This is a genomic window from Mesorhizobium sp. SARCC-RB16n, from assembly GCF_008520305.1.
Taxonomy (GTDB): domain Bacteria; phylum Pseudomonadota; class Alphaproteobacteria; order Rhizobiales; family Rhizobiaceae; genus Mesorhizobium.
This window is the reverse complement of the sequence record NZ_ML703286.1, coordinates 1,136-26,378: the sequence shown is the minus strand read 5'-3', so window position 1 is coordinate 26,378 and position 25,243 is coordinate 1,136. Positions and strand designations below refer to the sequence as shown.

Below are 25,243 nucleotides of genomic sequence, written 5' to 3'. Positions count from 1 at the left end.
TCGGCCAGCATCAGCCGCTCAACCGCCACTGAACAGGCAGTAGTCCAAGCGCAATGCTACATTGCCGAGGGTTACAGCTACGTGGTTGACCTCGACCTCGAAAGATCTTTCGACCGGGTTAATCATGATAGCCTGATGGCGCGCGTTGCCGCGAGGGTGTCCGACAAGCGTGTGCTCAAACTCATCCGAGCATTCCTCAATGCGGGGGTGATGGAGGATGGCTTGGTCCGTCCGGTGGACGAGGGGACCCCAGGCGGCCCGCTCTTGCCCATCCTAAGCAACCTCCTGCTCGACGACCTCGACAACGAACTGACCCGACGTGGCCACCGTTTTTGCCGCTACGCCGACGACTGCAACATCTATGTTCGCAGCCGCCGCGCCGAACGGGTCATGGCTTCCGTAAGCCGGTTCCTGACCATGAAGCTGCGGCTGAAGGTCAACGAGGCGAAGAGCGCTGTGGCGCGACCGGAGGAGCGGAAGTTCCTGGGGTTCAGCATCTCGAATGACGGAAGCGAGCTGCGCATCGCGCCAAAAGCTCTCCACAAATTTAAGACGCTGATCCGGGACATGACACGCCGGACCCGGGGCATCAGTCTGCCGCAGCTGATCAAGGAGCTGAAGCCATACCCATCGGTTGGCGTGGCTACTTCGGCTTCTGCCAGACCCCGCGGGTGCTTACGTTGGAGCGTGGACCCGCCGAAGATTACGCATGTATCTTGGCGGCAATGGAGGAACGGGCACAACCGCTACAAAGGAGCTGCGCCATCGTGGCGTGCCAAAGCTCCGGGCCGCGGTTGCTGCCGGTTCACCGACGGCATTCTGGCGCATGTCAGGACACCCGGCGGTCGTCCAACAGGCCCTGCGCAACCACCACTTCGAGTCGCTCGGTCTCCCCAGTCTCTATGTCTCTGTCTAAGCTTAATCCGGTCGAACCGCCGTGGTACGTGATCCGTAGGCCGTGTGGGGCGGCGGCGCGAGGCGTCCCCCCTATTCCGACCAATCTGCAGAACATCTGCTCCCGGCCGTTAACCTCAAAATCCTGCCCGCCGATCCAGATCGTGATTCCAGATAGTATGTTATAGACAATGAATTGGACCTTAGCGCTGCTATCGTACAGGGTTCGAAGTGGCATCTCTCTCCAGGAAAGCCAAAGAGGGAGCTAAGCAGCCGTCGTTTGTGACCTCAAGCCGTCAAAAGCGACTTGTTCTGGTGTGGGATGCAAGTTCGCTTTTAAAGAACGACAAAACGTCGCAAAGCAAGCATCCTCATTGCAATGGACCACCAATTCTTACCAAAAAAGGGAGCCGAATTCGTGAAGTTAAAATCAATCGTTGTAGCTTGCAGTTTGTTGGCAGTATTGCCCACAATCGCGTCTGCGGATGAGCCTATCACGTTCGCTTCTTGGGGCGGAACTATCCAAGATGCCATGCGTAAGGCCTTCTGGGAGCCTATTAGCCAAAAGCTCGGAGTTAGCTTCAAAGAAGACACCGGTGCATCACTCGGCATTGCTGGCATTCGTGCCCAGGTCCAGTCTGGTGCGGTTCTTTGGGACTTGGTAGATCTGGCGGTACCAGACTGCGCCGCTGGGGCAGCGGAGGGGCTGTTCGAGCCATTGGATTATGCGGTAATCAATACCGACGGGATTGATCCTCGTTTTGCCAATAAGTACTGGATCGCCGGTCCATGGTCCACTGGCTCCTACATGGCTTGGCGCAAGGGACTATTCGCTGGAGATCCTCCGAGGACGTACGCGGATTTTTGGAATGTGAAGAAATATCCTGGCCGTCGGGCGCTTTATGATGCACCCCAAGAAACCCTTGAAGTGGCGCAGCTGGCGGATGGGGTCGCGATCGATAAGCTCTATCCAATCGATATGGATAAGGCCCTTGCAAAGCTCCGGGAGATCAAATCGTACATAACGATCTGGTATACTGGTGGACAGCAGCAAATAGACCTAGTTCGAAAGGGTGAAGTCGATCTCCTGTACGGTTGGTCCCCGAGATTGGATATTCTGTATAAAGAAGGCCTAATCGATAGGAGCTTGGATCAGGCTTTCCTTGCTCCGCAGTGTCTAGTGGTGCCTAAAGGCGCCAAAAACAAAGCCTTGGCTATGAAGTTTATAGCGGCGATGTTGACACCTGAGGTGCAAAAAACAATTCCCAACTTCACCACGGCGGTTCCTATAAACCAAAAGGTATTCAGCGAAAACATGCTGGCTCCTGAGCGGGTTAAAGATATGCCTACGATGCCAGATGCCGCTGGTTTCGCCCTTAAGAATGCACAATATTGGTCGACTCCGGGTATTTTGAGCAAAGCCCAAGAAACATGGGATGCGTTCAAGCAGGAGTAACCGGTCGAGCAGCTTATCATTAAACAGGCCCAGGATTGAAAACTGGGCCTGTTTAAACATTGATAGGGTCGCAAGGAGCGTGTTCGTCTTCTTGGTGTAGGTTCAAAGGTTGGGGTAAATGACGGATATGACGGATAGTGCGGGCGAAAACGGACATGCCGAGTCTGAAGTTCTCGGTATCCATGGAGTTCCCGTTAGAATTGGGGACATTTCCAAGAGGTATGGAAAGATCCCAGTGTTGCAATCGGTTCAGCTAAATATCGAACCCGGCGAATTTGTCACAATGCTTGGTCCTTCCGGGTCCGGCAAGACCACCTTGCTTATGGTGATTGCTGGATTCGTGCGCCCCGACAATGGCTCCCTACAGATTGGAAATGTCGAGGCTATCCGGTTGCCACCCCACAAGCGTAATATTGGAATGGTCTTTCAGAGTTATGCGCTCTTTCCGCATATGGATGTTTTCTCAAACGTTGCATTTCCGCTTTCGATACGGGGCGTTGACAGGGAGGAAACGCGTCGTCGCGTTGAAGTCGCTCTAGCTCAGGTGCGCCTCTCAGGATACGCCCAAAGGCGAATTGATCAATTGTCTGGTGGTCAACGACAGCGTGTCGCACTGGCACGAGCCGTCGTTTTCGGGCCAAGGATCTTGCTTATGGACGAACCGTTATCAGCTTTAGATAAAAAATTGCGTGAAGAAATGCAAATTGAGATCAGGCAGATCCACGAAGAGCTCGGCATGACTACCATTTACGTGACCCATGATCAACGTGAGGCCCTGACGATGTCTGATCGCATCGCCGTAATGGATCAGGGAACGATAGTACAAGTCGACACCCCAAGCGTCTTGTACCGCAGGCCGCAAAACAGGTTTGTTGCCGAGTTCGTGGGCGAGTCGACTCTACTTCCAGTTTCAATAAGCCACGATGGTAGCAATGCCAGCTTTGCAGGCCAACGGTTAAAGATAGCGAAACATAATACGACAAGACCTTCGTCTCGCTCTACGCTGTTAATTCGGCCAGAGCATGTGCGCATAGCGCGACATGCGATAGAGAACGAAACCGATACGAATTGTTTTGCAGGTACGGTGAGCCAGAAGCTATTCCAGGGCGACCAGCTTCTTCTCATAGTCACTCTGACGGAAGGACAGGACGTACTGGTTCGAGAGGCAGCAAGGCATGCAGCAGCGGGAAACTCTGTAGAGGTGGGTGAAAACGTCTCTCTCCTTCTAGATCGTGAGGATAGTATTCTTGTGCCTGGATCAGAAGTATGATCAACATAGCAGCAGACAATGCTTCGCGCAACGCCGACGGTCTCAAATCTGACGCCCGTCGTGAAGGACTCTGGATGTTGGCGGTCACAGTTCCTGCCGTCCTATTAATAACCGTACTCGTTTTAATACCAATGAGCTGGCTCTCCTGGCTGTCGCTTCTTGACGAGAATGGTGCTTTCACTCTGCAAAATTATACAAGACTCGCCGTCTCAGGCGCGTATGTTTCGATATTGATGAACACCTTTATCATTTCTTTCGCTGTGACGCTGCTGGTTGGCCTCCTTGGCTATCCAATAGCCTATCTCATGGCTCAGTCATCAGCGAGGGTTACCTCTCTACTGCTCACTGCTGTTTTACTACCTTACTGGACTCCAGTGCTGGTGCGAACTTATGGCTGGATAGCGATCTTACAGCGGAACGGGCCGTTGAACGATGTGCTAGTCGCTTTTGGATTGGTAAATGAACCGGTTCAATTCTTGTACCAAACGAGCGGAGCGATCATAGGGATGACGCAGATTATGCTGCCATATCTGATCATACCTGTTTATATTGCGCTGCGCGGTGTCGATAAGGACTATCTCAAGGCTGCAGCCGGTCTCGGGGCATCTCCAACAGTAGCATTTTGGAGAATTTATTTTCCGCTATCTCTTCCGGGGTTTGCCGCCGGTGCCTTGTTGGTGTTTATCCTTTCCCTTGGCTTCTATGTCGTACCGGCTTTAATGGGAGGTGGAAAGGTTACAATGATTGCGATGCGTATCGAACGTAGTGTTATGGTCTATCCTAACTGGGGGGCCGCTAGTGCCCTCGCCGTTGTTCTGCTAGTGGTCACACTGCTGCTGCTAGCAATATCGATCCGGATCGCAAGCTTGGGGGGGGGTAAACTCAGATGAACGTTGTGCCCGTTGAAAACACGTCGGACGATATGCAGATCCTACACTTGCGTCGCTTGTGGCTCTATATCGTATGCTGCCTTATAGTCTTTTTTCTGATCGCACCTGCGTTCGTGATTGTACCTATGTCGTTCTCATCCTCGCCTGACCTGAGCTTCCCACCACCTGGATTCTCTCTACAATGGTATGAACGGCTATTTTTTGACGTCCGATGGCAGTCTGCAATCAGTGTATCTGCGTTGGTCGCGTTTGGTACTGTTCTAATTGCGACACCACTGGGTACACTCGCAGCTTATGGTCTGTACCAATACAAGGGAATCACCTCTACATTTCTCAGTGCATTGGTTATTTCGCCAATGATCCTCCCGACAATATTGATAGCTGTCGGGACATTTTTTCTTTATGCGAAAATCGGTTTGCTGCATTCTGTGACAGGGCTAGTTCTTGCGCATAGTTGCCTGGCTATTCCATTTGTGATGATAAGCGTTGGATCTGGTATGACGAAATTCGACATGAATCTTGAGCTGGCGGCCCGTATCCATGGGGCGACAAGAATTCAGACGTTTTTCCGCGTGACCCTTCCACAGCTTCGTATGTCGATTGCAGCGGGAGCTCTGCTGGCGCTCGTAACGTCGCTCGACGATGTGCTGATTTCCTTGTTCATTTCCGGTGGTCCTAGTACCACCCTTACAAAGCTGATGTTTGCATCAATGCGTGATCAAATTGATCCGACAATAAGTGCTGTCTCAACATGCCTTATAGCTTTGGCTGTCGTTCTAATTGCTGCGGCCCGGTTCATCGGTTTTGTAGGCCGCGCGTAGATTCTCTTCTTATAGAGGAGGGGCTTTTTAGAGCGGTTTAGGGCGACCCTGTACCTGGTAAGACCACACAATATCGAGCAAATAGATGGACGCGACTCGAAGATTCGCAACGATGGTGACCGACGATCTTATTGACGGATACGGGCACATGAATATGGCGCACTATTTGGGTGCGTTCAGTAGAGCTGCTGATGTGCGGCTCGACGATGCGATACGTCTAGGGCCGGATGGATCAATAGTCTCTGGCCTTGTCACCGCCGAAGCCCGGGTCGCTTACAAAAAAGAAGCAATGCGTGGCGACGATTTGCTCCTCACTACCTGGATAGCCGACCTTGACGAAAAACGGGTTCATGTCGCACAAACGATGGTGCGTGGCGACGGGGCGTTACTGTCCACAGCTGAACAGCTTTTACTAAATTTCAGTTTGCTATCGCGCCGCGTAGAACCATTCCTGCCGGGCGTGATGGCCGAGCTTGGACGTCTTGCCGAGGTGGACAGTGGTACGTTTGATCCGGGCCTTGTCAGCCGCCGAATGGGCATACGGAGGATGGTGTGAAACTCACCTGATCTTCATCGTCATCCGAAAAGCCAACGTGACTTTGAGCGTCGCGCGTAAAGCCCGTGCGCAATCCCGGCAGAACGGCTTGGTGAAGCTCGTCACATAGAGGGTTCTCTCCGGTGCCAGGGCTTGGAATGGGAGGGACTTCTGCTGTACGAGAGGGGCAAATGCACAAATGCATCATCTTCGAGAATTTGTATCTCGTGACGGCGTGCAATCTCTACGATTGGCAGCGCGCCTGCTCTCGCTCATGACGAAAGCTGTCGGGCACAGTGCATTCGGCAGGATGAGCAGTGCACGGACGTCAGTTTCTCTGCAGGCGCTCTCGAGAGCCTCCGGAATAACGCCATCATCATCATCGATCGGCAGGCCCCGCGACTTGATAGCCAGATACGACGCTTGCGGAAGCAGTGTGTGCAATCCAACTTCTTCAGCGACGATAGTTCCACCCGGCTGGCACACAGACAGCAACGCGACTGTCAGGGCCGATGTGCCACCGTTTGTGAAATGGATGTTCCTTTCCCCAGTACGAACACCGCAGAACCTGAGCCACTCCGCAGCGATGAGTCGCTGACGAGCGGAGATCTCGTTCGGCCGGGACGCTAGATGAATTGATTCACAGACTGGTTTTAAGATCGAAAGGTCGATCAAGCCGCTTTGCCGCTCGGGGATTTGCGCTGCTTCGTCAGCAGCATTCCGGATGAAGGTGCCGGGACCAGTCGTGAGTCCACCACGCGCCAGTTCATCGTAGGCCCGACTGATCGTTGGCATCGGAGACCAATGCTATCGGCGAGCCGTCGTTGCGGCGGTAGCTGATCCTCTGGCCGGAGGAGCCCACGAGTGGTTGCCTGGGCGATCTGGTCCGCGAGAGACTGAAAGTACGGCTTGGCAAACCCAGCCTTCGGCGGCGACCCGTTGTCATATTTCTTTCCTCCCAGCGCACCAGAATGGTTCTCCAACCTTCCGCCATAGGCACTAGGCGCCGCATCCAGCGTCTCAAACCGAATATATTGTTATTGTACAATTTAAGCAATTGACACACTTTGTCATGATTGTCATTTTTGTGACGTTGCAAGAGTGTGCCGGTCCAATCACCGAAAGAAGTGATCCCCAGCCTGCTCGCTAAGCAAATCGCGTGTGAATCGAGACGGAAAGAGGAGTAAGCAATGTTACGTGAACTGTCATTGAGCAGGGCCTTGGGGGGAGCATTGAGCGCTATGGCCTCTCCAAGCCGAGCCGCACTGGCTACTCGATCGGGCTCGCCTATCCGCCGGAATGGGGCGAGCATTCCGCGAGCTTCCGTAGCGGTGACCAGGCCGAACTACGACCTGGGATGACATTCCACTTCATGACTGCCTCTGGTTCGGCGACTGGGCATCACGGGAAAGCATCCTTATTGCAAACGGCCAAGCCGAGTGCCTGTCCAACTTATCGTGATCGAATAATGAAGACAATCGACAGCTCGGTGGTCGACCTACAGGGCGCAGTGGGCCACCTCCCGCCCGGGAGCGAAGAGAAAATCCTCGCTCTTCGGCATCATTTGCACGCAAATCCTGAACTGTCGAACCAGGGATATGCCACACAGAAAAAAATCGCAGAAATGCTCACCTTTGAGGGCATTCACGATCCAGGCATCTTCCACGCTACCGGGTTGTATGTCGACATCGTCGGTGAAGGGAATGGAACGCCACTGAAGGTTGTCGTCCGTGGCGACATCGACGCCCTGCCGGTCGAAGAAGCGCGATCGGACCTGCCTTTTCGATCCCGGCATCCAGGCAAAATGCACGCCCGTGGCCGCGATGCCCACGCATCGGCCGCATTTGGCGTTGTTCTAGCAGCTCTTGCTCAACGGAAGCATTCTGCGGGGACAGTGCGCGTCGTGTTTCAGCCAGCAGAAGAGGCGGAACCGCTGGGAGGGAGGACGGTGGCCGGGCAAGGCCTTTTAGAGGGCTTCGACTGCGCGGTCGGAATGCACGTTAATCCTGAGATTCAATCTGGGACATTCTCCGTGCTCGTCGGCCCGGTGACGAAGTCCTCCGACGAATTTCGGGTCATCTTCAAGGGCAAGAGGAGCCACTGCGCCTGGCCTGAACTTGGCGTCGATGCCATCGCTATCGCTTGCGCATTCGTCAACGAAGCACAAAAGTTGATATCTCGGGAGAGCCACGTAGACGAGGCGAGCGTGATATCGATCGGACAGTTCCAGGGCGGTGAAGCGACAAACATTGTCTGTGACCGTGGTGTCATCGACGGAACCCGGCGAACCCGATCTCTGGATGCAAGGCGTAACTTGTGTCGCCGACTGGAAGAGCTCGCCCGGCACATTGCCTTGATGCACCGAGGAGAGGCGGGGTTTCAGCTCACTGCGGGAGAGCCCGCGGTCGTGAATTACCCCATCGTCAGCCAGTACGCGACTCCTGCAATCGGTGGGTTTTTGGGGAAGGGCGCTGGTCCCGACGAGACCTCTCGGGAGAGCGGGATGATTTCGGCTTCTATGCCGAGAAGCTACCATCAGTCTACTTCTGGGTTGGATGTTACGACAAGGATCTCGGAAACGTCACTCATGTTCACACATCCGAGTTTGGCGTTTCGGATCAGGATGTTCTACGGGCAGCGAGCGCAGCCTGGGCCATCGTTAGGACACTCCAGTGTTCCGTACAGGAAAATGGAAAGCTGATATGAACTCGACACAGGTGCCTTCAATCAAGCACGTTGAGCCATCGCTTGACGCTGGTATGGGCACGCAGGTGGTGATCGGTCTGATCACTCTCTCGACAGATGTGATTACGGAATACGAATTGCGTAAGATGCTCCCGGATGACGGCGTGAGTATCTCGGCGACTCGGATCGAAACTCACAACCCAATTACTATCGAACATCTGCAAGGGCACGCATTCGAGATTGCGAAGGCTGCGGAGCTGTATGTCCCGCCGGAATCCGTCAATGTCTTCGCCTATGCATGCACGTCCGGCTCTGCAATCATCTCTCATAAGAAGCTTGAAGAGGAACTGCACCGAACCGTTCCGGGGTTAAAGTTGACTTCCCCGATGACTGGAGCTCTGCGCGCCTTCTGCAAGCTTGGCATTGAGCGTGTGTCATTGCTCACCCCTTATCCGGACGACGTCACTTCCGTGGTGGTCGATCGGCTGAATGATGCAGGTATTACAGTTGTGGCCTGCGCATCTTTTCATATCGAAAACGACTATGACATCATCAAGATCACGCCTCAGAGCATCGTTGATGCAGGCTCTGTGACTGATACTGCTGATGCACAGGCTTTATTTATCCCGTGCACTGGATTTCGCACGTCAACGATCATCGACCAACTTGAAAGCCGGCTACGGAAGCCAGTCATAACCGCCCATCAGGCGATGTTATGGGACGCACTGAGACTTGGTGGATACTCCCAACGGCGAAACGGACTCGGCAAGCTTCTAACTGTCTAGCACCTTAGCTGGCCGTCTGTTTGAAGTCGGTTGCACCCATCTGAAAGTATACCTGATGGTACCTGTCTTATCCCTCGCTGACGTCTATAGCGCACGGCGGCGACTTCATGGGCGCACCACGCGATCACCATTAGTGCATTACGCGTCTCCATCGAAAAGGCTTCGCGTGCCGGTTCTTCTCAAGCTAGAGACGGTCCAGCCCACAGCGGGCTTCAAGATACGCGGTTTCACGAACGCGACATCGCGGCTGGCTGAAAGTGGTGTAAGCCGCGCGGTCACAGCCTTTACGGGCAACCACGGTCGCGCTGTTGCCTACGCAAGCCCGGGCTTTTTTCAACAGCCTCTCGCTTGGCTTGCCGAGCCTAAACGGGCTGATGCTTGTGCTCTCTGCCAAGACGGGGCTGACGGAGGCCGTGTTGCTTGACAACGAATACATGACCGCAGTGCGTACAGCGGCAGCAGGTGCGGTTGCCGCGCGATGGCTAGCGAGGCAGGATTCGAAACGGGTGGCCATCATCGGTGCGGGTGAGCAAGCTCGGCTGCAACTGCGGGCATTGACCCTTGTGCGCGATATCGAGGAAGCCGTGGTCTGGGCCCAAACGGAAGCAGCCGCCCACGTATATGCAGCCGAGATGGCCGATGGACTTGGGGTTCACTGCAGCGTGGCACCTGACGTATGTCGAGGCCTGTCAAACGTTGAGATTGCGATTACAACAATGCCGAGCCACGAGCCGCTCGTTAAAGCAAGCGATGTCCGACCAGGACTTCAAATCACAGCAATGGGGTCTGATGCTGAGCACAAGAACGAGGTCAGGCTAGGCTTGATCGCGGCAGCCCGCTACATCTGCGATCGACTGTCGCAAACTCGAGTACTCGCCGAGCTGCGTCACGGGCGTGGTGGCGAGCGATGCTGCATTCGCGGAGCTGGGCGACGTCATTACTGGGCGTGGCACAGGCCGGACGAGCGACGGGGGACGTAACGATTTGCGACTTAACAGGCTGAGCGACCGTTCGGAACGGTGCGGCGAGCCTCAGATATGAAGGCCAATTTTATTCGTCCTGATGCGGGAAGTGCCTATGGCCAGAAGATCCAAAGATCCGCTGCGGCGGATGCAGTAAACCGGTTAAAGGAGTAAGAGCAATGAGCGAGTCTCGTCGGTTTGATCGCGCTGAATACTGCGAACGGCTAGCCAAAACACGTAGAGCCATGGTGCAGGCAGGCGTTGACCTCTTAATCGTAACGGATCCGGCCAATATGGCTTGGCTGACGGGCTATGACGGCTGGTCTTTCTATGTTCACCAGTGCGTTCTCGTGCATCCGCACGAGGATCCGATCTGGTTCGGACGAGAGCAGGACATGAATGGAGCTCGTCGAACCGTCTACATGGACGACAGCCGTATCCGCTCTTACGCCGATCACTACGTGCAGTCCGCTCAGCATCATCCCATGACGGTGCTCGGCCCTCTTATCGCCGATCAGGGCTGGGGTAGCCTGAGGATCGGGATCGAGAAGGACAACTACTATTTTACCCTTGCAGCTTTCGAGGCTCTCGCTGGGTCGCTTCCGAATGCGACCTTCCAAGACACGACACGTCTCGTGAAATGGCAACGCATCATCAAGTCGCCGCGTGAGATCGAGTACATGCGAGCCGCCGGCAAGATCGTCGAGGCAATGCACGGACGTGTGGCGGAGGTTCTGCGTCCGGGCATAAAGCAGTCCGATGTGGTCGCGGAGATCTATCATACGGGGACCCGCGGGGTGGCTGGCGCTTGGGGGGACTATCCTGCGGCCGTACCCATGATCGGAGCCGGTGCCGATGCCTCAGCTCCTCACCTTACCTGGAGCGATCGGGAACTCCGGTCGGGAGAAAGCATCTTCTTTGAGTTGGCCGGCGTCCACAAGCGCTACCATTGTCCCCTTTCACGAACTTTCTATCTCGGCCGTCCCACGCAGACGTTCCTCGATGCTGAGAAGGCAGTTTTGGATGGCATGGAGGCCGGCCTCGAAAAGGCCGTCGCCGGGAACGTGTGCGAGGATGTTGCCCGCGCGTACTACAGCTCCATCGAGCGCTATGGCCTTAACAAGCCGAGCCGCACGGGCTACTCGATCGGCCTCGCATACCCACCGGACTGGGGCGAGCATTCCGCGAGTTTCCGTACCGGCGACCATACAGAACTCCAGCCCGGTATGACCTTCCACTTCATGACGGGCCTTTGGTTTGAGAACTGGGGCATCGAAATTACAGAAAGCATCCTCATCACTGAGTGCCGGCCCGAATGCTTGTCCAACTTCCCGCGGCAGCTCATCGTTATTGACTGACGCTGATCGCAGGCAAGTGAGGATTAGGCCAAGCCTACCGCGACGGCTCGCAACTTTGACGCGAGGGCGAGCACACTCGGCGTCTTGCCGCCTAGGCCCTGACAGCGCACCAGGTCCAGCTGTCTCGCTCTTGCATGCCAGCGCAGGCCGCACAGCAATTTAGTGGGTGTCAGCTAGCCCATCCGATTAGATGCTCGGCCGAACTTACTACTACCAGGAAGGTGTGGGATACCACGGGAGCAGAGTATGGATTTTAGACAGCTCAGATACTTCGTTGGCGTGGTTGAAGCAGGGAGCTTCACGCGTGCCGCAGCCTCAATGCACATCGCGCAGAGCGCTCTAAGCCTGCATGTTCGACAGTTGGAAGACAGATTCGGGACGCAGTTACTAATTCGCGACCGGACAGGGCTTAGTTTGACCGCCGCTGGAAAGAAACTGTTACAACACGCACGCCCGATCTTACAGCAGGTCCGATCAGTAGAAGAGGAGTTGCTAAACCAAGTCAAGTCGCCATCCGGTGAAGTTACAGTTGGAATCCCATGTGCCCCTGCACGTGTTATTGCGAGTGAACTTCTCTCGCTAGCCCGGGAAAGACTCCCAAGGGTCACTGTCAAAATCACAGAGGCAATGGGTCGTACAATTGAGGATTCTATGAAGGATGGTCTCTTTAATTTGGCGATACTGTATAAGGAGTCGGAAGGCAACAACCATGACCGGCCATTAGCTCACGAAGAGCTTTTTCTGGTGGCGCCCCCAAACCAGTCGCCATTTGAGAATGTGATCTCTCTCTCTTCCTTGCATGCATATCCGCTGGCTCTGCCATCGCGCATTGACAACATCCGGCAATGTCTATCGGACGCAGCTCGCAACCACAGTAGCACGCTTGACGTGAGGTTCGAAGTTGATTCCCTTTCAACTATTATCAATATGGTGACGGATGGAAAAGCCTATTCGATATTGACTCCATCGACCATCCATCGTGAGACTTTGCTTTCCCAACTTAAAACTGTGAGGATTGTTGACCCTGGGATTAGTATGCCTCTGACGCTAGCAATTAATCCAAGGGATCGGCGCTCAATCGAAGTGGAGGCGGTACGGGCTTTGATCCAGGAAATTGTAACGAAGCTTGTGTGTCCTAGGAAATTCGCAAGAAACACGATGCGCGAAGATGCCCTTGGAACTGATCTAGCTTTGGCGCTGGCCGTGCCGTTCGAGCTGAGCCGCGAGCGGCTCAGCTTGCAACGGGCAGGCCGATGAGAATACCATCGCTCATCGTGGTAATGGTCTCAAGATCAGCTGGATGCCAGCCTCATCTGCCGCATCGCACGGGGCTCTCGAATCGTTACAAAGCTTCGCGATGATCCCCAGTGGTAAGGTGCCATGGTTATCTTTGGCGCTATGGAGGCGTCGGAGTAGGACGATCCTGCTAACTGGAAGATCCTTGGCAAGCTGGTCGAGGGATGGGCGGGGCTATGGATCTGGCTGCTGGCGTTACACGCTTGGTGGCGGATATGAACCATTCCAACGAGGCCGGTGAATTCAAGGTACTCACGCGGTGGACCGGTCATCGTGCGGTCGGTAGGATCATCACAAATCTGGGCGTGCTCGGTGTCGTCGATAGCACATTACAGATCGTTGAGCTTTCCGACGGTGTGAGAGAAATCGAGTTCCGCAACGCTACCGAGGCGACCATCGTAAACTGAACCGCTACATTAGCGGCCGTGTCAGGCATTTCAGATTTTGGTAGCAACTCTCATGACTGCATCCATCGCCACCGCAGGTCGTGCAGCGGTCGGCTCGTTCAATATTTCTTTCGCCAATACGGCTGCCCACGAGCTGGGCACCGCCTTCATGAAGGGCATACTAGAGCGCGCCGGTGTCGAGGCGGGCGAAGTTAATGAGGTTAGCTCTGATTCCACCGACAGAGGCCGGAAACGCGCCGCATTGCGGGCACATGCACAGCGGGGTCAAGATGGTCGCTACATGTCGGGACGGCCTGACGGACGCGTTCTACGGCTACCACATGGGCAGAACGGCGGAAAAACGTTGCGAAGAAGTGGCTGCTACGTGAGGACATCTTGGCGCTCGGTTCGCAGAACTGAGGGCAACTTAGAAGGCCGCCGACATGGCACGGCGAGTTGTTCATAACAAGGCGGAAGAGCTTCTAATGGAGTGGCTTTTAGCAGGACTGAACATCGACAAACACACTGCACGTCGGCTGTTCATCTTTATTTTACGCACTGCTTATGCGCGGTTATGGCCATAGATCGATGGTCAGCTAACCCGGCTTACGCCTACAAAGGCAAGGTGACTATTGGAAACGGCCTGCGGACTGTCAGACCGGCCCATACCCAAAAGGAACAAGGGGCCAGATCTGCGGGTGGCCATCTTACGTCGAGATAACAAGATACAAAAACTCTGTTTGACGGATTCGGAAGCCAGAACTAGCAAGGTGCCAAGCTATCTAACTCCGCCCCCAAAGCATGCCCCGAAAGGGGCCGAGATTTCTCGCCAATCGAAGAGCGTTTTTAGCCGACGTTGCCCGGTTATCCAAAATGCAAATGCTAGGCTATTCCCTTCCCCGTCTCAGGAGACCAACATGTCACAAAAAGTGATGATCACATGTGCCGTTACTGGCGGAGGCTCCGATGTCCTAAAAAAGCATCCAAACATTCCAAAGACACCCAAGGAAATCGCGCAAGCTACATTGGATGCCGCGAAGGCTGGAGCGGCGATCGTCCACATCCACGTCCGAGATCCGAAAACAGGGGCTCCATCGAACCGTTTTGAGCTGTACGAGGAGGTCGTCAACAGAGTCCGGGACGCAGCTGTCGATGTAGTCATTAATTTGACGTGCGGCATGGATGGAGAGTTAGAGCTGAGCTCTCTCGAACCTCTTAAGCTCAGCGATACCTCAACCCTCACGGATCCGATAACCCGGTGCCTTCACGCTATTAAGCTCAAGCCGGAATTGAGTACGCTGGACTGCGGTACCATGGCCTTCGACGAGCGGATTTATGTCGCGCGAATGTCTGACCTGCGGGCGATGGCGGAGCTCATGCGTAATGCTGGTGTTAAGCCGGAGCTTGAGTGCTTCGATCTCAGCCACATCGAGACAGCAAAGCGGCTTATAAAGGATGGTGCCATCGATGGCCCGCCACTCTTCCAGTTCTGTCTGAGCACCGGGTATGGAGCCCCAGCCACTGCAAGCGTAATCCAAGCGATGAAAGACCTTTTGCCGGAAGGAGCTATCTGGGGCGGTTTCGGTTGTGGCATCGATGAAATGCCTGCAGTTGGTCAATTGACGGCGATGGGTGGGCATGTACGAGTTGGCCTCGAAGATAACATCTACTTGCGGCGCGGCGTGCTGGCATTAAATACTGATTTGGTCGAGAACGCTGTTGGAATTATTGAGCGCATGGGAAGGGCTGTCGCTTCGCCGGCTGAAGCCAGAGAGATCCTTAATATAGCAAAGCAGACTTAGATCTATATCAGTGAGCATGCATTCGAATGGAAAAAAGCATCTTATTAGAAGCTCGACATGAACAGTTCCGATGAATTGGAGAACTACTATGAAACCTCTACTCTCCCTGATGGGCCGTTGTGCAATTGTGTCAGCTGCAGCTTCCGGCATCGGTCGAGTTATCGCTGAAACACTTGCGCAGGCTGGCGCTAGCGTCGAGATCTGCGATGTGGATCAAAAGAAGATTGCAGAGGTCAACAATAGGGATATTGGAGTAAGGGCATCTTACTGCAATTTGGAAAAGCCTGATGAAGTTGAAAGCTTCTTCAAAGAAGCCATTGAGCGCCTCGGGCGCGTTGACATTCTTGTTAACAACGCGGGTATTGCCGGTCCGATCGAAACCGCAGAAACCATGACCCTGGGGGCTTGGAACCAGACCATAGCTATAAATCTTACAAGTCACTTTCTCCTTGCACGCCTTGCAGCGCCCCTTATGCGGCAGGTTGGCGGTGGTGCAATCGTCAACATTTCTTCGACTGCCGGATTGGAAGGCTACGCTCTGCGATCTCCCTATAACGCGTCAAAATGGGGCGTCATTGGGCTTTCCAAAAGTCTTGCGAAAGAACTGGGGCCGTCGCATATCCGTGTAAACGTGATCTGCCCCGGCCTCGTTGAAGGTGAGCGGATAGAACGCGTGATCGCTGAAACAGCGGCAAAAGAGGCGATAGAACCTGCAGAAATGCGTGCTCGCTTGTTGGCTGAATCCTCCCTGGGTATTGGGGTTCTGCCCGATGACATCGCGGCCATGACCCTCTTCCTGACATCGGACGCGGGAAAGCGCATGTCGGGTCATGTTTTCATAGTAGACGCCGACGCGATGTAAAGGCCTGCGCAGTTCGAACCAGCGTAGAAGGAGATTATAAATGATTGAGCAGAACGCACTAGCAGGCTTCTCTGATTGGGGTCGGTGAGGTCAAGCTTTTCCCGTCTTCTTTCCGGATCATGTCGCCCCGCGGGTCACTCGCTTCTCTTCGCGGTCGGCGCGGAGTCGCCGCATGATGGGGTCAGGGAGAGCGAGGCGTCTCAATCTGTTGAACGACCTTGGAGAATTCCCCCAGGATCGTGCCTGCTAACGAGATCGCCTTGCGCATCGTCCCCACGGGAACGATCCGGATCACCCTCTCGGGCGAACTTCTGTCTGTGTTCGTTTTTGTTCCTTGTCGTATTTCATGCCAATGTGGGCCGGCGGCTTCCTTTCCAAAGCGGAATTCGGTTGCATCGGCCCACATGCGATGCAGGATGACGGCCAGCTTGCGGGCTACTGCCACGCGGGCTCGCGCCATGCCGCGACGTTTGGCGATGTTCATGCCCCAGGCGCGCAAGCTCGACCATTTCTTTGAGCGCACGAGTAGCGAATGTGCTGCCTCGTAGAGGGCGGTGCGGGCGAGTTCGTCGCCGCAACGGCTGACCTTGCCCTGAATGTCGGTTTCACCGGACTGGTATTGCGCTGGCGTCAGGCCCAGATGCGCTCCCACTGCCCGCTGAGGAGCCGAACCGCTCCGACCGGTCGATCGTGGCGCGGAAGGTGAGCGCGTGATCGGCCCGACGCCGGGCGCGCTCATCACCCTATCTGTTGAAAAAGACACTCGTCACCGGACCTCAGCGGTGATTCACTTGGGCCTGAAGGGATTCGGAGGTGACGAGTGCGCGGCGGTGACGATCGAACTGGCGAACTGTTCAGATCCTATGAGGAGAGTGGATAGCGACCTGCGATGTGGCAAAGTGAGGTCGCGCAACTGTAGTACTAAGTCGGCCGCCATAAGTCTTGCAGCGCGAGAGCGGCGGGGTGTTTTCTGGGGAGCATGCAACGAGATTATCGCTCTGCCGGGCCGTGGCTCGATGAGGCTGATCGCAAGCGGCTTGCCGCAGCGCTGGCGCCCGTGAAGCTTGTGGACGGCGATGGGACTGTCAGGAATCTTGTGCGTGAGGCCATGATGATGGAAAGGAGAATCATTACATGGCCATCGACAAGGAACTTCTGGATCGGTTGCTTTCGGGTCGCGATCCGCAGGAGCTGTTTGCCAAGGACGGCTTGCTCGACGATCTGAAGAAGGCGCTTTCGGAGCGGATCCTGAACGCCGAGCTGGACGATCATCTTGAAGAGGAGCAGGCCGAAGGCTCGGCGAACCGGCGCAACGGGCATTCGAAGAAGACGGTTCTGACGGGCACGTCGAGGCTCGAACTTTCGATCCCGCGTGACCGCGCCGGCTCATTCGATCCGAAGCTGATCGCAAAGTATCAGCGCCGCTTCCCCGATTTCGACGCCAAGATCGTGTCGATGTATGCGCGTGGCATGAGCGTGCGCGAGATCCGCGGCCACCTGGAGGAACTCTATGGCATTCGTTTCGCCGGACCTGATCTCGGCGGTCACCGATGCTGTTCTGGAAGAAGTTGCCGAATGGACGCCGCCGAGGAATGGAAACGCGCCCCGCGCGAGTGGTTTGAGGCCAGGACACAGTTCGCCGTCGTCTTCGGCGAAAGGTTCGTCAGCCAATGACGTTAACCGGCCTCACGCACAAGATTCCTGATAGTCCCGACGAACCTTTCGCCGAAGACGACGGCGACCGCCGCAGCCGAAGCCTTCTTCGTCACCCGGCCCAAATCCAACATGGGTCTCAAGGTGGAGGACAACTGCCGCCTCATCGACACACAGGGCGACGGCTTCTCGGTCCTTGAAGATGCCAGGGTGAGCCTTGCCAGCAAGACCAACTGCAAACTGCCGATCCCCTTGCGCCGCGTCATCGTCCAGCGCAAGGATGGCGACACATCACGCTGTTGACCAACGATCTCGATCGCTCCGCAGTCGAGATCGCCGCCCTCTACAAGGCCGCAGGCAGATCGAACTGCCGTTCCGCTGGATCAAACAACACCTCAAGATCCGCAAGTTCCTCGCTGACTTTCCCCGGACAGCCCTTACGGATGTGGGGGATAGCCGCAGGGTATGATACTCCAGCTCTTAGAGGTCATTGCGACTGGTGACCGTTATTTCTGGAAATTCGGTCATACAGGTCGCCGAACGTAGCTGCCTCAATTATCTCATTCAATTGCGGCGACCTCCAGCGGTCGCTGTTCGTCAAATAAGATTGGAGTTCTGCTGCGATAAGGCTGTCTCCCCCAACATCAAAGAAATTATCTTCCCAGCCTATATCTTTGGTGCCGATAAGAGTCTTGACTTCATCAAGGAAGACGCTCCTGGGATCCACGCTAAGCAATATTTTGTCCCTTTCTGTTCCGACTTCTTCTTCTTTTCGCAGAGAGTTGTTCTCTTCTTCTGGTTGCTCGTCTGGCGTCGAGGACACTTTCCCCATTTGCTGTTCACTCTCCCCGGGTTGCCGCGGAAGTGTCGGGCCCGCAGGCTGATCGTCCGGCCAGCAACGGTGACCGTCAAACGAGTAAGTCGGAAGGGGAATACGTCGGCCATTACCAAACGGCTCCAATTGATCACCGGCCCCCTTCCAGTCTACCGCAACACCCAAGGCCCAGAGTTTCCCGAGGCATTCCAGCAGGACATGGCGGTCGGTGAAATTCTTGTCGTTCCCGTCGCGCGCGGCTGGTATAATCGCTGGAATTCTGGTCTTACGATCCTCTGGACTGGTCAGTTCACGTGCGAAACGTCCCAGATTGCACGATGGTCCGAGCTCAACGAGCGCAGTTGCACCGGCCGCTATGGTGGCTGCGAGAGAGCGATCGAATCGGATCGTCCCGATTGCTTGCCTACTCCAGTAGGTCTCTGCCAAGGGCACTTTCGCTCGGTGCAGATATCCTCCTGAATTCAGAGCAATGGCCAGATCTGGAACTCGCTTCTCGAGGGTGCGGACTTGCGCATCGATGACATCAGCAGCCGGTTTCATCAGCGGAGAATGGCTGGGGATGCCAGCTGTGTTAAGGGTATGGTTGGGAATCTCAGCTTGTTCGAACTCCTGCTGAAGCCGTTCAAGCAGTTCCCGTTTACCAGTGAACACAACACTCGTCCTTGAGTTCACGACGCCGACGCTGATCTCGCCAGCTTCAGCTCGATCTCGCCAAACGTCCTTCTTAAGGATGTGCTCAGCCTCTTCCGGGCTGCATTTAGCCGCAAGCATAGCACCGTCGACACCAAGATTCGCCATCGCGCGACTACGAACGACCATTAGCCTTATAGCATCTTCCAATTTCAGAATGCCCGCTAAGGTCGCCACGACGTATTCGCTCATGCTGTGTCCAACAAGATAGTTGGGGCGCACGCCACAAGCTTGTAGCAAACTTGCCATGGCATACTGCACGGAGAAGATCATGACGTTTATTTCTTCAAAGGAAGCGGTCGCATATGCATCGTTTCCCCCGAACACGAGCAACTCCAGATCACGATCGAGGACCTGGCGACTGGTGGCGGCACAAGTCAAGAACGTCGTACGAAACTCCGGCACGTGATCAAATAGGTCCTTGAACATCCCTGCGTGCTGCACTCCGCCGCCCGGCAGCATGAACGCAATCGAAGGCGAGGAAAGAATTCGATCAGCCGCGCGATCGGCCTCTTCTTCTAATCTCTTGATCGCCATATCCAAGTTGCGCGCCACAACGACGGTTCGATGCTCGAACTGGCATCTCGCCACGCGTAGTGTGTGTGCGACGTCACCAAGATCGATATCGCGGTTACGCCGCAGGAATGCGGCTAGATTCCGGCAGGCCCGGCTTAGCGCCGACGGGGTCTTTGCTGACAAGCAAAGGGCGTGAGATCCCCGTGCGACCGATCCGGGCCATGCCCTTGGATTGGCGCTGTCCCATTCCTGCAGCACGACATGGCAGTTGGTTCCGCCGATGCCGAGGCAGGTGACTCCGGCAGTTCGCAAGCGTCCCGGCGGACGGGGCCAAGGTCTAAGCTGCTCATTGATGAAGAAGGGCGTGTCTTCCAGAGCCAGATCCTCGTTTAGCCGGTTGATTTTGATGGTCGCGGGGATTACTCCGTGCTGAAGGGTGAGAACTGTCTTGATAAAGCTCGCGACCCCTGAGGCGATGTTGGCATGGCCGATGTTCGGTTTAATTGACCCGAGCGCACAGGCCTTGCCCGATTTCTCTTGCCCCGCAAAGACCTCTGCCAGAGCGCGGACCTCGATCGGGTCGCCGACCTTGGTGCCGGTCCCATGAGTTTCGATGTATTCCACATCTTCAGGGCCGAGCGTCGCCGAGGCAAGTGCTTGGCGCACAACTTCGGCCTGGCCTCGCGCGCTAGGCGCCGAGAAGGACGATTTGGCGCGGCCATCGTTGTTAATGGCACATCCTTTTACCACCGCGTGGATCGGGTCGTTCGCCGCAAGCGCGTCTTCAAGGCGCTTGAGAACGACAACCCCTAACCCATCTCCGAGCACAGTGCCACTGGCATCGGCATCAAAGGCTCGGCACACACCGTCCGAAGAATTAATAAAGTCCTTGACAAACTGATACCCCGCTTGCGGAAAGATAATACTCGAGCCGCCTGCCAGTGCCATGTCGCAATGGCCGGCCGCAAGAGACTGAGCGGCGACCGCGATCGCCACCAGACCCGTTGAGCATGCGGTTTGCACCGCAATACTTGGGCCGTTGAGGTTCAGCATGTAGGACACGCGCGAGGCAAGGTAGTCCTTCTCGTTGCCGAGCTCCGTCAGAAAAGCGAGTGGCGTGTTGGTGGGATCGCTGAGGCCGCTCTTCAAATGGTGCAGCAAATAGAGTGGGAGAGAGGAACCTGCGAACACACCCGTCCGGCCTTCATGCTGGGTTGGTGCATATCCGGCCGACTCGAGAGCCTTCCAGCAGCATTCGAGAAACAGGCGATGCTGCGGGTCCATTAACGTTGCCTCACGCCTCGAAAGCTTCCAGAAATCCGGATCGAAAAGGTCCACATCCTTCAGATGGGCGCCCACGCGCACATAATCGGGGCGCTTCAGGACAGCCTCCGGAATGCCCCGGGCCTTGAGTTCATGCGTGGAGAGTGAGGTGATCGAGCACACCCCATGGCAGAGGTTCTCCCACAGTGCATCGACTGTTTCCGCGCCGGGAAAACGCCCGGACATTCCGATCACCGCAATGTCCATACCGAGGCTGTGCCGGCGGTCCAACGCCTTCACGTGCGGCCTGCCCGGCAAGACTGGCGGTGTTTTGGGGAGCTTGCCGCCTTGGGGATGCCCCTGCTCGCCGCCACGATTGCGGAGAAGAGCCGCGAGTTCTTCAAAAGTCGGATTGAGGAAGACCTCGACAACGCGGAGGTCCACCTTCAGACTTTTGCGAAGCTGCGTGCAGAGACGCGCAGCCAGGACGGAGTGTCCGCCGCAGTCGAAAAAGTTGTCGCGCGGATCGGCAACCTCAGCATGGAGAAGGTCGCGCCAAGCTGTGCGAAGTGCCGATTCGACCTCGTCAGCACCTTTCACCGGAGGGCACGGCTCTTTCGCGAGGTCGCGGAGGCGCGACCGATCAAGTTTCCCGTTGGCCGCAATGGGCAATTCCCTCACCTCGACGAAGTCTGACGGTATAGCGTAGTGCGGCAGCTCAGACTTCAAATGCGCCCGCAACGCAGCCTCCCAGCCCTTGCACCCATTCCGCAAGACTACATACGCGATCAGTCGATCAGGCTGGCCGGTCGTCGCATCGAGTTCCGGCAATACGGCGGCGGAGCAGACCCCAGAGTGTCGAAGCAAGGCAGCTTCAATCGACCCGGGCACGACGCTAAAACCTCGGATTTTCACCATGAAAGCGCAGCGCCCGATAACCTCCAATTGGCCACCGCGCAGCATGCGGCCAAGATCGCCGGTGCGGAACATCGTGCCGCCAGCTCGGAACGGGTCGGGAAAGAACCTTTCCCGCGTCATCTCCGGGCTGTCGAGATATCCATGAGCCAAGACATCGCCGCCGACGAAGACCTCGCCCAAGAAGCCCAGTGGGACGGGATCGCGTTGCTCCCCGAGGATATAGACACTGGCATTGTACTGGGGAGGACCGACCGGCACGACCTTTTCTATTTTTGCAGGATTGATCTCGCTCAAGTCAATATGTGTGACATCATGTGCTTCCGATGCGCCGTAGTAATTGATGATTCTGACGTGCGGCAGCGCATCCCTGACACGCGCGAGCAACGCTGCCGTTAGTACCTCGCCTGATAGGACGATCAATCGGAGATCCGGAAGGCGGGAGGGGACGTCGGGCAAGCCGCTGCTGAGAAGCACGTCCAACAGTGAAGGGGTTAACAATATTCTCGAAATTCGATTTCGTTCCAGATAATCGACCAACTGGGGCGGATCGTAGATAACGTCGTCAGGGATCAGATAGGCTGGAATCCCGGCGAGGATAGGGCGCATGATCTCCCCGACCAAGAACAAATTGATCGCCTCGCGCTCATCGGCCGCATATGGCAGCGCGCAATAGCGCCACTGGTAAGAGGATACGGCGCTTCGGTGAGGAAAGACGACACCTTTTGGTTCACCAGTCGTGCCAGACGAAAATATAATCGCAGCCGGCGCATCGAGATCCACCGCTTGGGGATTGGCCGGACTGGCCTTGCCGAATTGTGCTTCCCAACCCTCGTCGAGAGACAGCGCAATTCCGGACCAGTCAGACGGAAGCTTAGCTGCGAAACGGTTGTTGGTGACAACGATTTCAATCCGTGCTTTCTCAAGTATTCGCTTTACAGCAGCGGCGGGGAGAGCTTTGTCAAGCAGGACGTAGGCCGCCCCTGTCTTAAGAATACCGAACAAGGCGACGGCGTATTCAGGTGAAGTATCCATCAGGATACCCACGCGGGAACCTCGGCTCTGACCATGTCCGAGGAGGTGGCTGCATAAAATCTCGCTCAGGTCGTCGAGTTCCCGATATGTCATGACCGCTGCCTGTGAAACGACGGCAGGACTATCCGGGGTGAGAGCCGCTTGTTCGCGGAATTGCTCATGCAGCGTTAGATTATTATAAGGGAAGACCTCGCCGTGTTGGATGGAAGCCGGAAGTTGTCCCTTCACCTCGCCAACCTCGCGCAAGAGGCTAGACACCACCTCCTCCGTCATGGAATGTGTGAAAAAGTGATCGCTATCAAACATAATCCGGGCGAAGCGCGAAGTCGTAAGCCGACGCCATTCGTCTAGGTCATTGGCATTGATCGTTTCGTCTTGAACTCCCCCCATAGCGGTGATTGCCGCCTTGAGAGGCGTTGGCAGGTTTCGGTCGTAAGTCTCCACAAGTTCGAAGTCGGCCCGCAAGGGCGGCAAAATGAAATCCAGTAGCAGTTTCTCGTTTGCCAGCGCCTTCTTGGGGACCATGCCAAGGGAACGAATCACATCGGCTAACCTGTCATCCGCGTATCTATACATCGGCGGCTCATCCGGGGGCAGATCCGCCGACGGGTGAGCAGACACGACAACATGGAAGGGAGACGGCCGACCGACCTTCTCCAGGGAGCGGGCAATCTCGTAGGCCACGAGGGCACCTGCACTATGACCGAAGAAAACAAAAGGCCTATCGCTGAATGCCTGGAGCGCCTCGATGACCATGGGCACCAGTACGTCCATGCTGCGAATGGCGGCCTCCGCTGATCGTTTGCCGCGCCCTGGAAGATCCAAGCAAATAAGCTCAACGTCGTCGGGGAGATAGTTCGGCCAATTACGGAACGACTGGAAGCCACCCCCGCCATGAGGGAAGCAAATTATCCGATACGACGGTTCAAGTGAATTCTTCACGATGCTAAGCAGTTCTTTGGCTTTATCATGAATTCGTTCCATATTCGTAAAGCGCTCCATCGCAGTACCGCCTGAATATAAGCGGAGTTTATTTGTGAACGACATTCTATCTTTTATATCTCCATCCGGAGATTTACCGCGGTAGATAGTAGTCAATTAGCTAATTTAGAGGTCAAAAATAACATCGGTTAGCAAATACAGAAAGGAAATATTTGTTAAACTTCGGTTAAGGTATTTTAGATGAGTTATGATAGGATAAATTTACACGAAGATCTAGTTTATCCATGTGACATTTGATAAGGGCGCGCCCACCTTATCGAGGCGCGGGCTCACGCTGACGCGGCTGTTCCGCCGCCGACGAAACTCGCTGTCGTGACCGTAGACTTGCGAATTTTTCGAGATGATTTACTTGGGCACATCCGGCCGAGTGGGCGCGGATCGTCACATGTTCTACGAAGGCACCGGCCTCGCTCATCGGCCGGCCCTTCGGCTTCTTTGTGGTGGATGTCGGAGACGTAGCCGTTCTTTTCCAACCACGCCTCGTTCTTCTTTGAGCGGTAGGCCGTGCCGGCCCAGACTTTCGAGCCGGTGTTGTCTTGTCCAGCACGTTGGAAAGCTGCGCTCGGTCATAAGCCGAGGCGCCGGTGACGTTCCAGCCCCGGATGAGGCCCTGCCGGCGATCGATCGAGGCATGGTTCTTGTAGCCGAAGGCGGGGATGGCGATGTCGCGCTGCTGCGCCTTGCCCCCGTCGGTGGCCTTGGCTTTCGAGAACTTCACCGTCCAGCGGGCATCGCGATCCTTCTGGCGCAGCTTCGCCGGCTTGTCCTTCCATGCGTCCGGAACTTGCCCGCCTTGATACCGGCCTTCTCGGCGTCGGGTGTCACGCTGCTCGGCGCCGCCGCCATCGTTGCGTCGACGATCTGGCCGCCCATTGCGAGATATCCGGCCCTGGCGAGGTGCTTGTCGAAGCTGGCGAACAAGTTCTCCACCGCGCGGGCCTACGTGTGTTGCCCGCGGACAACCAAATCGTGTTGGCGTCTGGCACCCTGTCGCCGAGGCCAAAGGTCGAGGAAAAGCATCAAGCCCAGCCGATCCTGAATCCGGAACTCGGCCTGGTCGTCGGAGGCTGTAGAGCGCCTGCAAGACCATGATCCTGAACATAAGCACCGGATCGTAGGGCGGCCTGCCACCCTTGGCGCCATCCGACCGCTTCAGCGCCTTGGCCAGCGGCTTGCGGTAACCTCCCACGGCAACAGCGCGTTCAGCTTCTCCAGAGGATCGTGTGCGCAAGCGACCGGCGCGTCAGCCATTTCCCGAGCATCTGCCGCGCGAAACGCGCGGTCGAGCCGGCGCCGAGCGCTTGCCACTGCTGCGGCGGTCATCGGCTGCGC

General features: G+C 55.8%; 20 protein-coding genes and 3 pseudogenes. 19 read left to right on the top strand and 4 right to left on the bottom strand.

Annotated features, from left to right (window positions below):
• The 17 genes and pseudogenes from C7I87_RS27935 to C7I87_RS27855 form a co-directional block, all read left to right on the top strand.
• The coding region (locus tag C7I87_RS27935; protein ID WP_246696431.1) for a reverse transcriptase domain-containing protein at positions 1–948 on the top strand (948 nt) is incomplete at its 5' end.
• A 325-nt stretch (positions 949–1,273) separates the two neighbouring features.
• A complete protein-coding gene (locus C7I87_RS27930) occupies positions 1,274–2,350 on the top strand; it encodes an ABC transporter substrate-binding protein (RefSeq protein WP_149907259.1) in 1,077 nt (358 codons plus the stop codon).
• Between the two features lie 118 nt (positions 2,351–2,468).
• A complete protein-coding gene (locus C7I87_RS27925) occupies positions 2,469–3,620 on the top strand; it encodes an ABC transporter ATP-binding protein (RefSeq protein ID WP_306440521.1) in 1,152 nt (383 codons plus the stop codon).
• Complete coding sequence (locus C7I87_RS27920; protein WP_149907258.1) at positions 3,617–4,510, top strand: ABC transporter permease; 894 nt, start codon at positions 3,617–3,619, stop codon at positions 4,508–4,510. Before C7I87_RS27925 ends, C7I87_RS27920 begins: the two co-directional genes overlap by 4 nt.
• On the top strand, positions 4,507–5,331 hold the full coding sequence (locus tag C7I87_RS27915; protein ID WP_149907257.1) for an ABC transporter permease: 825 nt from the start codon (positions 4,507–4,509) through the stop codon (positions 5,329–5,331). Before C7I87_RS27920 ends, C7I87_RS27915 begins: the two co-directional genes overlap by 4 nt.
• A 112-nt stretch (positions 5,332–5,443) precedes the next feature.
• Complete coding sequence (locus C7I87_RS27910; RefSeq protein ID WP_188394022.1) at positions 5,444–5,887, top strand: thioesterase family protein; 444 nt, start codon at positions 5,444–5,446, stop codon at positions 5,885–5,887.
• A 1,447-nt stretch (positions 5,888–7,334) separates the two neighbouring features.
• Entirely contained in the window at positions 7,335–8,567 is a 1,233-nt protein-coding gene (locus C7I87_RS27905; protein WP_188394021.1) for a M20 metallopeptidase family protein, read from the top strand.
• A gap of 1 nt (position 8,568) precedes the next feature.
• A complete protein-coding gene (locus tag C7I87_RS27900; RefSeq protein ID WP_149907254.1) occupies positions 8,569–9,336 on the top strand; it encodes a maleate cis-trans isomerase family protein in 768 nt (255 codons plus the stop codon).
• A gap of 55 nt (positions 9,337–9,391) precedes the next feature.
• Positions 9,392–9,760, top strand: a complete 369-nt coding sequence (locus C7I87_RS36835; RefSeq protein WP_149907253.1) for a pyridoxal-phosphate dependent enzyme — start codon at positions 9,392–9,394, stop codon at positions 9,758–9,760.
• Complete coding sequence (locus C7I87_RS36830) at positions 9,645–10,316, top strand: hypothetical protein (RefSeq protein ID WP_373424778.1); 672 nt, start codon at positions 9,645–9,647, stop codon at positions 10,314–10,316. Before C7I87_RS36835 ends, C7I87_RS36830 begins: the two co-directional genes overlap by 116 nt.
• A gap of 161 nt (positions 10,317–10,477) precedes the next feature.
• The gene (gene doeA / locus C7I87_RS27885) at positions 10,478–11,656 is read left to right on the top strand and encodes an ectoine hydrolase DoeA (RefSeq protein WP_149907252.1); all 1,179 of its coding nucleotides are present in this window, start codon (positions 10,478–10,480) and stop codon (positions 11,654–11,656) included.
• A 246-nt stretch (positions 11,657–11,902) separates the two neighbouring features.
• Positions 11,903–12,913, top strand: a complete 1,011-nt coding sequence (locus tag C7I87_RS27880; protein WP_149907251.1) for a LysR family transcriptional regulator — start codon at positions 11,903–11,905, stop codon at positions 12,911–12,913.
• 215 nt (positions 12,914–13,128) lie between these two features.
• Positions 13,129–13,359, top strand: coding sequence for a sugar phosphate isomerase family (locus C7I87_RS27875; protein ID WP_149907250.1), 231 nt, complete (start codon positions 13,129–13,131; stop codon positions 13,357–13,359).
• A 52-nt stretch (positions 13,360–13,411) separates the two neighbouring features.
• A pseudogene (locus C7I87_RS27870) lies at positions 13,412–13,755 on the top strand (acetyl-CoA C-acetyltransferase); the annotation flags it as partial.
• A gap of 26 nt (positions 13,756–13,781) precedes the next feature.
• Positions 13,782–13,922 (top strand): UPF0262 family protein, encoded by a 141-nt coding sequence (locus C7I87_RS36140; protein ID WP_149907249.1) that lies wholly within the window; start codon positions 13,782–13,784, stop codon positions 13,920–13,922.
• Between the two features lie 333 nt (positions 13,923–14,255).
• Positions 14,256–15,140: a beta-keto acid cleavage family enzyme gene (locus C7I87_RS27860; protein WP_149907248.1), complete on the top strand. Its 885-nt coding sequence runs from the start codon at positions 14,256–14,258 to the stop codon at positions 15,138–15,140.
• 88 nt (positions 15,141–15,228) lie between these two features.
• The gene (locus C7I87_RS27855; RefSeq protein ID WP_210250660.1) at positions 15,229–16,002 is read left to right on the top strand and encodes an SDR family oxidoreductase; all 774 of its coding nucleotides are present in this window, start codon (positions 15,229–15,231) and stop codon (positions 16,000–16,002) included.
• A 181-nt stretch (positions 16,003–16,183) separates the two neighbouring features.
• On the opposite strand, the gene C7I87_RS27850 is transcribed toward C7I87_RS27855, so the two are convergent.
• Positions 16,184–16,741, bottom strand: coding sequence for a transposase (locus tag C7I87_RS27850; protein ID WP_149907247.1), 558 nt, complete (start codon positions 16,739–16,741; stop codon positions 16,184–16,186).
• Between the two features lie 395 nt (positions 16,742–17,136).
• On the opposite strand from C7I87_RS27850, the pseudogene C7I87_RS27845 reads away from it, so the two are divergent.
• Both C7I87_RS27845 and C7I87_RS27840 read left to right on the top strand, forming a co-directional pair.
• Positions 17,137–17,581: pseudogene (locus tag C7I87_RS27845) on the top strand (transposase); the annotation flags it as partial.
• A gap of 155 nt (positions 17,582–17,736) precedes the next feature.
• Positions 17,737–18,076 (top strand): annotated as a pseudogene (locus tag C7I87_RS27840) (transposase); the annotation flags it as partial.
• Between the two features lie 66 nt (positions 18,077–18,142).
• Here the strand turns inward: C7I87_RS27840 and C7I87_RS27835 are convergent.
• The 3 genes from C7I87_RS27835 to C7I87_RS35635 all read right to left on the bottom strand — a co-directional run.
• The gene (locus tag C7I87_RS27835) at positions 18,143–23,911 is read right to left on the bottom strand and encodes a type I polyketide synthase (protein ID WP_188394020.1); all 5,769 of its coding nucleotides are present in this window, start codon (positions 23,909–23,911) and stop codon (positions 18,143–18,145) included.
• Between the two features lie 714 nt (positions 23,912–24,625).
• Positions 24,626–24,841 carry a hypothetical protein gene (locus tag C7I87_RS36135; protein ID WP_246696434.1) on the bottom strand — a complete coding sequence of 72 codons (216 nt, stop codon included), beginning with the start codon at positions 24,839–24,841 and terminating at the stop codon, positions 24,626–24,628.
• 222 nt (positions 24,842–25,063) lie between these two features.
• Positions 25,064–25,243 (bottom strand): hypothetical protein (locus C7I87_RS35635; RefSeq protein WP_210250663.1); only part of this gene is annotated, 180 nt, incomplete at its 5' end.

What these genes read in the sequence shown, in the direction of transcription:
- C7I87_RS27930 (WP_149907259.1), top strand. Translation starts at nt 1,274, where the DNA reads ATGGACCACCAATTCTTACCAAAAAAGGGAGCCGAATTCGTGAAGTTA.
- C7I87_RS27925 (WP_306440521.1), top strand. Translation starts at nt 2,469, where the DNA reads ATGACGGATATGACGGATAGTGCGGGCGAAAACGGACATGCCGAGTCT.
- C7I87_RS27920 (WP_149907258.1), top strand. Translation starts at nt 3,617, where the DNA reads ATGATCAACATAGCAGCAGACAATGCTTCGCGCAACGCCGACGGTCTC.
- C7I87_RS27915 (WP_149907257.1), top strand. Translation starts at nt 4,507, where the DNA reads ATGAACGTTGTGCCCGTTGAAAACACGTCGGACGATATGCAGATCCTA.
- C7I87_RS27910 (WP_188394022.1), top strand. Translation starts at nt 5,444, where the DNA reads ATGGTGACCGACGATCTTATTGACGGATACGGGCACATGAATATGGCG.
- C7I87_RS27905 (WP_188394021.1), top strand. Translation starts at nt 7,335, where the DNA reads ATGAAGACAATCGACAGCTCGGTGGTCGACCTACAGGGCGCAGTGGGC.
- C7I87_RS27900 (WP_149907254.1), top strand. Translation starts at nt 8,569, where the DNA reads ATGAACTCGACACAGGTGCCTTCAATCAAGCACGTTGAGCCATCGCTT.
- C7I87_RS36835 (WP_149907253.1), top strand. Translation starts at nt 9,392, where the DNA reads ATGGTACCTGTCTTATCCCTCGCTGACGTCTATAGCGCACGGCGGCGA.
- doeA (WP_149907252.1), top strand. Translation starts at nt 10,478, where the DNA reads ATGAGCGAGTCTCGTCGGTTTGATCGCGCTGAATACTGCGAACGGCTA.
- C7I87_RS27880 (WP_149907251.1), top strand. Translation starts at nt 11,903, where the DNA reads ATGGATTTTAGACAGCTCAGATACTTCGTTGGCGTGGTTGAAGCAGGG.
- C7I87_RS27875 (WP_149907250.1), top strand. Translation starts at nt 13,129, where the DNA reads ATGGATCTGGCTGCTGGCGTTACACGCTTGGTGGCGGATATGAACCAT.
- C7I87_RS36140 (WP_149907249.1), top strand. Translation starts at nt 13,782, where the DNA reads ATGGCACGGCGAGTTGTTCATAACAAGGCGGAAGAGCTTCTAATGGAG.
- C7I87_RS27860 (WP_149907248.1), top strand. Translation starts at nt 14,256, where the DNA reads ATGTCACAAAAAGTGATGATCACATGTGCCGTTACTGGCGGAGGCTCC.
- C7I87_RS27855 (WP_210250660.1), top strand. Translation starts at nt 15,229, where the DNA reads ATGAAACCTCTACTCTCCCTGATGGGCCGTTGTGCAATTGTGTCAGCT.
- C7I87_RS27850 (WP_149907247.1), bottom strand. Translation starts at nt 16,741, where the DNA reads ATGAGCGCGCCCGGCGTCGGGCCGATCACGCGCTCACCTTCCGCGCCA.
- C7I87_RS27835 (WP_188394020.1), bottom strand. Translation starts at nt 23,911, where the DNA reads ATGGAGCGCTTTACGAATATGGAACGAATTCATGATAAAGCCAAAGAA.